Origin of the sequence: Aeromonas rivuli (assembly GCF_000820045.1) — a bacterium.
In the GTDB taxonomy this organism is placed as follows: Bacteria; Pseudomonadota; Gammaproteobacteria; order Enterobacterales; family Aeromonadaceae; genus Aeromonas; species Aeromonas rivuli.
This window is the reverse complement of record NZ_CDBJ01000039.1, coordinates 1-8,694: the sequence shown is the minus strand read 5'-3', so window position 1 is coordinate 8,694 and position 8,694 is coordinate 1. Positions and strand designations below refer to the sequence as shown.

At 61.4% G+C, this 8,694-nt stretch carries 5 protein-coding genes; 3 read left to right on the top strand and 2 right to left on the bottom strand.

The features are described from left to right. Nucleotides 1-38: 38 nt before the first annotated feature. A complete protein-coding gene (locus BN1130_RS07700; RefSeq protein ID WP_042041249.1) occupies nt 39-1,376 on the bottom strand; it encodes an MFS transporter in 1,338 nt (445 codons plus the stop codon). Between the two features lie 373 nt (nt 1,377-1,749). On the opposite strand from BN1130_RS07700, the gene BN1130_RS07695 reads away from it, so the two are divergent. Genes BN1130_RS07695 through BN1130_RS07685 form a run of 3 tightly spaced genes read left to right on the top strand, consistent with a single transcriptional unit; the run spans nt 1,750 to nt 6,687 of the window. Beyond that, the gene (locus BN1130_RS07695; RefSeq protein WP_042041248.1) at nt 1,750-2,988 is read left to right on the top strand and encodes an ABC transporter substrate-binding protein; all 1,239 of its coding nucleotides are present in this window, start codon (nt 1,750-1,752) and stop codon (nt 2,986-2,988) included. Continuing rightward, nucleotides 2,985-5,396, top strand: a complete 2,412-nt coding sequence (locus BN1130_RS07690; protein ID WP_042041247.1) for an ATP-binding protein — start codon at nt 2,985-2,987, stop codon at nt 5,394-5,396. The genes BN1130_RS07695 and BN1130_RS07690 overlap by 4 nt, the downstream gene beginning before the upstream one ends. Before the next feature lie 13 nt (nt 5,397-5,409). Next, nucleotides 5,410-6,687, top strand: coding sequence for a sigma-54-dependent transcriptional regulator (locus tag BN1130_RS07685; RefSeq protein WP_042041245.1), 1,278 nt, complete (start codon nt 5,410-5,412; stop codon nt 6,685-6,687). An 81-nt stretch (nt 6,688-6,768) separates the two neighbouring features. On the opposite strand, the gene BN1130_RS07680 is transcribed toward BN1130_RS07685, so the two are convergent. Further along, complete coding sequence (locus BN1130_RS07680) at nt 6,769-8,412, bottom strand: methyl-accepting chemotaxis protein (protein ID WP_042041243.1); 1,644 nt, start codon at nt 8,410-8,412, stop codon at nt 6,769-6,771. Nucleotides 8,413-8,694: the final 282 nt, after the last annotated feature.

Sequence of the window (8,694 nt, the reverse complement as noted above, 5' to 3'; positions counted from 1 at the left end):
ACCTATTTCAGGACTAGACAGGTTCATTTGCGTGATGGTCAGTAGTTGACGACTTTTTTGGCTTTCCACACCGTCAGGGCGAGCAACATGGAGATGACCGAAGCACCAAGCCAGAAGTACTGGGCACTGCTGAAGTCGTAGTGAGTGACCCCGTCGACCACGCTGGTCTTGATGAGGGCGGCGGAGACCAGCTCCTGGCCGGAGGCGGCGATGTAGGAGCAGAGGCCGATGAAGCCTTTCACGGCGCCGACGGCGGTCTTGGGCATCAGGTCACAGGCGGTCAGACCGGCCAGGAACACCACCAGACCACCGATGGAGTAACCGATCAGGGAGAGGGCGACGGCGTCCATCATGCGGCTCTGGGGGCCCCAGAACATCAGGCACATACCGGCGATGTTGGCCAAGCCGTACAGCAGGGTCGGGATGTGGCGGTTGGAGTTGAATACCTTGTCGGAGATGACCCCGGCCAGGATGGCGCCGACGAAACCGGCGATGGGGTAGGCGGACATGGCAAAGCCGGCATCGATCAGGCTGTATCCCTTCTGCTCTTGCAGATAGAGCACGGCCCAGGAGCTCATGGCGTAGCGGGACATGTACATGAAGGCACAGGCGGCGGCGATGAGCCAGACGGTCGGCTGCTTGAGGATGAACATCTGGGCGCGGCGGATCTCGGCCGGCTCGACTTTCTTGGCGATCTCCGGCTCTTCACCGAAGGCGACGGCAGGCTCGGGCAGGGCATAAGTCTGCGGGCGGTCCTTCAGGGCCAGGAACATGAAGATGGCGGCGATCCCGGAGGCAATACCGGCCCCGATGAAGCCCGCTTGCCAGCCGAAGTAGCTGACGACGGTCGCGGTCAGTATCCAGGAGATGCCTTCACCTATATTGCGGGAGCCGCCCCAGATGGAGTAGACGGATCCACGCTGCTTGGGGGAGAACCACTGGAAGATGGAGACGCAGGAGGGCGCCGAGCCGATGGACTGGAACCAGCCGTTCAGGCCCCACATCAGCACCAGGAAGAAGGTGGCCGTGTTCATGCCCATGAAGATGGTACAGACGGCGGAGGCGCCCAGGGCGACCGACATGAAGCGGCCTATGTTGGCGTAATCCGACAGGAAGCCGTTGGAGAACTTGCCGACCGCGTAGGTGAACAGGAAGGCCGAACCGATGACACCCAGTTCATCCAGGGTGACGATCCCGGCATCCAGCAACGGTTTCTTGACCACGTTAAGGCTCATGCGAACCACATAGAACATGGCGTAGCCCAGTACCAGGCCCAGGAAGACCTGCCACTGATACTTGCGATAGATGGATCTTATCTTGTCCGGCGAGGCGTCCATGACCGGAAGGTCGGCTCGCGTCTTGAAGAAGTTGAACATGGTACTCTCCGTGAATAATTGGGTACTAAAGTGCAGAGATGCTCTGCTGTAGTGCAGAGATGTTCTGCCATAGTGCAAAGTTGCTCTGCCGTCCTTGGCATAGTAGGTAGGGATAACAGGGGTCAGCAAAGCCGAGAATTTGGGTCAGAGATGACTCAACTGACTGATTTGATGAGTCATAAATGACATCTTCCGGCTGGTTCGATCCGGTTGGATCACCGAAAATGAGAGAGATGAATGGGGGGGAATGGGTCAGGAGTGGCTCATGCCACCGACCACGAATATTTCACCATGTTCCGGATCTTTGAGCTGTCGCACAAAATCCGTTCACCACAGGATGCGTCACCCCGCCATGCAGAGCCCTTGCCGACCGTTGTTCATACTCACTATCGCCTGCTGGCTGTGCAGCGCTGGGGTTCAGGCGGCAGCGCTGACCGTGCTGACCTCTTTCTCGGAGAGCCCGACTCAGGCCATGGTGGAGGGCTTTACTCAGCGTCATCCCGAGGTCAAGATTGAGGTTATCTACCGACGCACCCTCTCGGCCCAGCGGCTGCTGAGCCAGTGGGATGGCGCCCCTGTCGACATGGTGCTCTCCTCCTCCCCCACCTTCTTCCACTCACTGGACAAGGCGGGCCTGCTCGCCCGCTTGCCCGTGCACACCCAGCCTCCCGCCTGGTTGAGTCCGCATATTCTCGGCCTGGACGGCAAGGTGGCCGTGGTCGGCTATTCCGGGATCGGCATCATGTATAACAGGCGCTATCTCGAGAAATACCGGCTGCCGGTCCCGCACGACTGGCAGAGTCTGGCGGATCCGGTGTTCATGGGGCATGTGATGATGAGTTCTCCCTCCCAGTCCGGCACGACTCATATGATGGTGGAGAGCATCTTGCAGCAATATGGCTGGCAGCAGGGCTGGGCCATCCTGATGCAGATCGGCGGCAATCTCTCCGCTATCACGGCGCGCAGCTTCGGGGTCAGTGATGGCATCAGCCGTGGCCTGGCAGGGGCGGGGCTGGTCATAGAGAGCTATGCCCGCACCAGTCAGGCGCACTTCGACTACATAGGTTTCACCCCCCTGCGTCAGGGCGCGATACTACCGACCTACCTGGCGGTGATGCAGGGCAGTCAACAGTCGGCGTTGGCGGGTCAGTTCATCGACTTCCTGCTCTCCGCCGAGGGACAGGCCGTGGTCGGTACTTCCGAGATGGCGAAGGTGACACTCACCGAACCGCAACTGGCGCAGCAGACGGACTTCGTGCTCGACAAGGAGTTGCTCTATCGCCGTGCCAGTCTGCTAAAAGTGCTGTTCGAGCAGACCATCACCCAGCAACTGCCCAGCTTGCGGCTGACCTGGCGAGGCATCGACGAAGCCGATGGGAACGGGAGCGGCAGAAGGGCCGCCCTGATCGCGCAGGCCAGGGTGCGGGCCAGCACACCGCCGCTTACCGAACAGCAGACGCAGGATCCGGCACTGCTGGCGCTGTTTGACGATTTCTACGAAGGGGACAAGGCGAGCCCGCAGGCGGAGCGCATGCTGCATCAATGGCGTCAACTCACCCAGGACAACCTGAATGCGGCCATGGCGCTGGTCGAACAGGCGGCGCAGCCATGAGGGGGAGAGGCTGGTGGCTGCGCTGGCCCAGCACCCTGGGACGGCGGCTCACCCTGGCCTTCATCGCCATCACGATACTGACCCTTGGCATGGGGGTCACCGCTTATGTGATGTGGGACAGGCTCGGTCGCCAGGTCGGGATGATCGTCGAGGAGAACCTGCCGGCTATCGACGGGGCCTACCAGTTGGAGCGCGCCAGCTCGCGCCTGCTGTTGCAGCTGGCCCAGCTCAGGGACACGGGGGATCTGGGTGACTATCAGCGCCTCTCCCGTCAGGTATCGACGACCTTGCAGGAGATGCGCCAGGCCTCCCTCGCCAGTTCCCCTGATCACAAGGAAACCCCGAGCCAGCGTCAGACCTTCGCCGAGTTGGGGGGGCAGGTAGAGCGTCATGCGGACTACCTGCGTCAGCAACTGGATCATCAGGCCACACTGGCACAGATACAAAAACGCAGCGCCTGGCTGCATCAGGATCTGGTGGATGAGGTGGCCCCTCTGCTGCAAGAGGTGGAGTGGCACCTGACGGCGATGGTCGAGGACAAGAAGCAACAGGGCACCCTGGGGGAGATCATCAAGGAGTTCTCTACCCTGCAGGATCTCACCTTCAAGGAGAATGAGCTGCAGAGCCTGGTGGAGGAGGTGATCAGCCAACGCTATCAACAGGATCTGGAGAGCGCCTTCCTGTTCATTGGCTACAAGATTGCAGAGATAAACACCCTGACGGCCCGTCTCGCCGATTACCCCTCGACGGTGAGTTATCGTCAGATCCTCAAAGAGATAGTGACCCTGGTCAAACCCGGTGGCCAGCTGCAACGGCTGCTAGGGGAGGATGTGCGCACCCAGCAACAGCTCATCGCATTAGGTCCCCTGCTCGATCGCTCCGTCTCCCGCTACCATGCCAGGGTGAGCCTGTTGGTCACCGATGCCAACCACGCCCTGCGTACCCTGGCGCAGGACAGCAGTCGTCAGGTGGCAACCGGCAAGCGGGTGATCCTGGTGGTACTGGGTACCTCGGTGCTGATCAGTGGCTTTGTACTGGTGGTATTGATCGGACGGCGGCTGATCCAGCGCCTCGATATCCTCAGTCAGGATCTGGCCGGGGTGGCGGCCGGCCAACTGGAACAACCCATCAAGACGATGGGGCGTGATGAGATAGGGCGGCTGGGGGAGAGCCTGCGCAGCTTCTGCGAGCAGTTGCAGCAGATGGAGAGAACCAATGCCCTCAATCTCATCAACAATACCCAGGCCAGTCTGATCACCTGCTATCCGGATGGCACCATCGAGTCGGTCAACCCCAGTGCGCTGGCCCTGTTTCAGCAGACAGCCATCGAGCCGGAGCAGCCGCTCTGGCAAGTGTTCCCCGGGGAGGCTGGCGCCCAACTGGCGGCACAATTCCAGCCCGATCAGCCCTTGCTGCAGACCGGCAGCAGTGAGTGCACCCTCTCGGCCGAGCTGGCGGGAGAGCTGCGCTTTCTCCATTTCAATTTCCGCCGCTTCGAACAGGCCAGGAGGCCAAAGTTCATCATCACCATCACGGACGTGACCCGCCAGGAGCTGACGGCCCGGGAGCTGGGGCGGCTGGTGGCGGAGCGCACCCTGGCGCTGACCGAGAATAACCAGCGGCTGGCCGAGGAGGTGACCCAGCGGGAGCAGGCGCAGCGCCACTTGCTGCAAACCCAGGATGAACTGATCCAGGCCGCCAAGATGGCGGTGGTGGGTCAGGCCATGACCAGCCTAGCCCACGAACTCAATCAACCCCTGTCCGCCATGATGACCTACCTCTATACCAGTCGGGTGAAGCTGGCGGCCAAGGAGGGTCAGGGGCTGGGCGAAGAGTTGGACAAGATAGAGCGGCTGGCCCAGCGCATGAGCCGCATCATCACGGCGCTGCGCAATTTTGCCCGCAAGTCGCCAACAACCAGTGCTTTGTGCCGCCTAGACTTGCATGAACTGGCAGAGCAATCCTTGCTGCTGGTGGAGAACAGGGCCAAGCGTGATGGCTGTCGTTTGTCCAATGAGCTGCCCGCCGATCTCTGGATCCAGGCCGACCCGGGTCTGGTGGAGCAGGTACTGGTCAATCTGTTGGTGAATGCGCTGGATGCCATCGCTGGCCGGGAGCGACGGGAAATCAGCCTGTTTGCGATCGAATTGGGGGGCGGGCGGCTGGGCATTGCGATCTGCGACAGTGGTCCCGGCTTCGACGAGGCCATGTTGCCCAAGCTGTTCACCCCCTTCACCACCAGCAAAGCGGTGGGGCTGGGATTGGGGCTGACCATCTGCCGCTCCTTGCTGGAACGTTGCCATGGTCAAGTCTGGTTGGGCTCTGCCCTGTCCGGGGGCGCCATGGTGGTGCTGGAATTTGTTGCCGATAAGGCCGATGTGTCCACGGGCGCCGACGGCCATGCATGACGGAGTATTGCCCATGTTGTTAACCCGCAGTCGTATCCCCGATGTGCTCCTGGTGGATGACGATGAAGATGTGCTGGACTCTTATTGCCATCTGCTCACCCTGTCCGGCTATCAACCGAAGGCGACCACCAGTCCGGAGGAAGGATTGGCCCTGCTGGACGCGCACTGGCCCGGAGTAGTGATCTCAGACATCTATATGCCGGCGATGAATGGCCTGGATCTGCTGGCCGAGCTGCAACGGATCGATGCCGAAATCCCGGTGATCCTGATCACGGGCCATGGCGACATACCGCTGGCGGTCAAGGCGGTCAAGCAGGGTGCCTTCGATTTTCTGGAGAAGCCCCTGAACCCGGAGGCACTGCTGGCGCTGTTGGCCAGGGCGCTCGAACAGAGGCGCAACATACTGTCCCATCGCAGCGAGATCCAGACGGCGGTCGATCATCAACTGATCGGCACCAGTCCGCAGATAGTGGCCATCCGCCAGCAGCTCAACCAGTTGGCCCAGACCGACAAGGATCTGATGCTGGAGGGGGAGCCTGGCTGCGGACGCCATACTCTGGCCACCTTGCTGCACAGCATCAGCGATCGCAAGGAGGGTCCCCTGCATGTCCATGATGGCGCCACCTCCCCCGAACTGGCCGAGATCAGGGCGAGCCTGACCCTCTGTGCCAGAGGGACGCTGGTCTTGCAGGCTCCCGCCCGGCTCAGCCCGGAGAGCCAGCGTTGGCTGGGGAGTTATCTGCTGGAGCAGGAGCGCAATGGCAGCAAGGCGCAGCGCACCATCGCCTTGTTTGATGAGGTCCCGGAGCGGCTGGTGGAGCGGCATCTGCTGATGCCCGAGCTCTATTACTATCTCTCTCAGGTGAGGATCAAGCTGCCTCGCCTGGCCGAGCGCAGCTGTGACATCATTCCCCTGTTTCGCACCTTCCTGCGTCAGGGCTGCAAGCGGATAGGCCGGCCCCTGCCCCAGGTGGACAGACCCTATCTCGAGACCCTCAAGCGCCACCAGTGGCCCGGCAATATCCGGGAGCTGCGCAACGTGGCCGAGCTCTATGCCGTGGGCATCATCAAGCTGGCCGGGGTTGAGCGGGCCATACCGGCTGCCAATGCCCGGGAGCCCCTCGACGACCTGGTCGAAGAGTACGAAAAGCGCATCATAGAGGACACGCTCTTCCTCTTCTCCGGCCGGGTGGCCGAGGCCGCCAACTACCTTGGTATCCCCCGTAAAAAACTCTACCTGCGCATGAAAAAACATAATCTGGACAAGGAGTTGTTCAAGCCACAGAGCTGATCAGGCTCACCCTGAGCCATCAGAGCCATCAGAGCCATCAGGGCTATCAGGGCCATCAGACTGAGTCATCAGACTGAGCCATCAGAGCCTGAACTGGCGAATGGTGATCGCCAGCTGCTGGCTCTGCTCTCCTAATTGGGCACAGGTCAGGCGTACCTGCTCCAGGCCCGTCAACATGGCGCGGCCATTGCTGGCGACGGCTTGCAGGTTCTGGTTTATCTCGCCACTGACCTCGCTCTGCTCATGAGCCGCGACCCTGATCTGATCGTTCATCTGGTTGATGATGACGATGGCCTGGCTCATCTGGCCGAGGTTGGCACGGGTCTGATGGGCCTGAGCCACCACCTGGTGGCTCTGTTTGCTGCTGGCGCCCATCCGCTGCACCGCCAGCTGACTGCCCTGCTGCAATCGCTCTATCATCTGCTGTATCTCCCCGGTGCTGTGCTGGGTCTTGCTGGCCAGGTTGCGTACCTCGTCGGCCACCACGGCGAAACCTCGCCCCTGTTCCCCGGCGCGAGCGGCCTCGATGGCGGCGTTGAGCGCCAGCAGGTTGGTCTGCTCGGCGATGCCACGGATCACCGCCAGCACGGTCGAGATGTGCACCACATCCTGCTCCAACCGGGTGACACCCTGCTCCGATGCCTGAATATCCAGGACCAGCGCCTCCAGGGCCGTCACCGTCAGATGCAGATCCTCGCTGGCGCTCTGGACCTGTTGGGCCGCCTCGCTCGAGGCGCTCGCGGTCTGACTGGCATGGGCCATCATCTGACCGCTGGTGGCGCTCTGCTCCTCCACTGCGGCCGCTATCTGGTCACTTTGCTGTTGCTGGCTCAGACCGTTGTCGACCATCTTGGTCATCAGCTCATGGAGCTGAGTCGAGGCGGACTGGACGGTGACGACGGTCTGGCTGACATCACCGACTATCTGATGCACCCGGCTGATGAAGCGGTTGAAGGCGGTGCCCAGGGCGCCTATCTCATCCCGACTGTGGATGCTCAGCCGCTGGGTCAGGTCCCCCTCGCCATCGGCGATGTTGGCCAGGGCCTGCTGCATATTGCGCAGTGGCTGCAGCATCAACCGGGTCAGGCACCAGGTCAGCCCTATGGCAAACAGGACGGCGGCCAGGGTGCCCAGGCTCATCAGCTGCTGGGCATGCTGGCTGGACGCCTGGCTCTGCGCCATCAAGGTCTCTCTGCTCAGAGTCACCGCCTCCTTGAGCAGATTGAGCTGCTTGCGGATGGATGAAAATTGCCGCTCGGCCTCATCGAAATGGGTTGCCAGATAGTTGCTGGCGGACTGGGGATGGGCAAAGACGGCGCCATAGTGCGGCAACCAGCGATCGAACTCTGCCAGCATCAGATCCAGGCTGGCCTGATGCTCGGCCCCGAGCAGGCCGCTCCCGATCAGGCCTTGTACGCCGGCTAGCCGGGCTCTGGCCTTGCTGCTGTTGTCGATGAACTCCTGATGCTGAAAGGCGAGGTTGCGCTCGGTGATACCACCGACGATCAACCCCTGGCCCGCCGCCACTATCTGGTAGAGATCCCGGTAGGCATCCTCCAGGGCGTTCTGAACCGGCAATATCTGTTCGGTTACCGTCCGGTTGATCCGCTGCTGTTCACTGAAGCTGCGGTAGGCCACCGCCATCACGGCGGACATGATGAGCAACACCATCAGGATGGGTACCCGTAACTTGGTGGTAAACGAGAGGTTGTTCAGAAGGGTCATGGGGGCGTCGCCGTGGTGAGGGAGGAGGGCCACATTATCGGAGCTGGTGAATCTTTGATCTCGACAGGGGTCACGGATCGCGGCCCTGGATGGTGGAATTTGGGTTAGTGAGGGCCCAAATTCGGTATTTGTCCATTGCGGGAGCCCTTGAGGTATTTCTGACCAATAATCAGGGAGCTGAGTCTGCGAGGGGATGGCTATGAGATGTCCAAGGTGTTTGCGCGAGGGGGTCGACAAGGTGCTGGATGAGCGGGTGGGGCGAGCCTGTTCGCTGGGGATGGG

Excerpts from the sequence above, each read along its gene's own strand:
- BN1130_RS07690 (WP_042041247.1), top strand. The coding sequence starts at position 2,985 with ATGAGGGGGAGAGGCTGGTGGCTGCGCTGGCCCAGCACCCTGGGACGG.
- BN1130_RS07680 (WP_042041243.1), bottom strand. The coding sequence starts at position 8,412 with ATGACCCTTCTGAACAACCTCTCGTTTACCACCAAGTTACGGGTACCC.
- BN1130_RS07685 (WP_042041245.1), top strand. The coding sequence starts at position 5,410 with ATGTTGTTAACCCGCAGTCGTATCCCCGATGTGCTCCTGGTGGATGAC.
- BN1130_RS07700 (WP_042041249.1), bottom strand. The coding sequence starts at position 1,376 with ATGTTCAACTTCTTCAAGACGCGAGCCGACCTTCCGGTCATGGACGCC.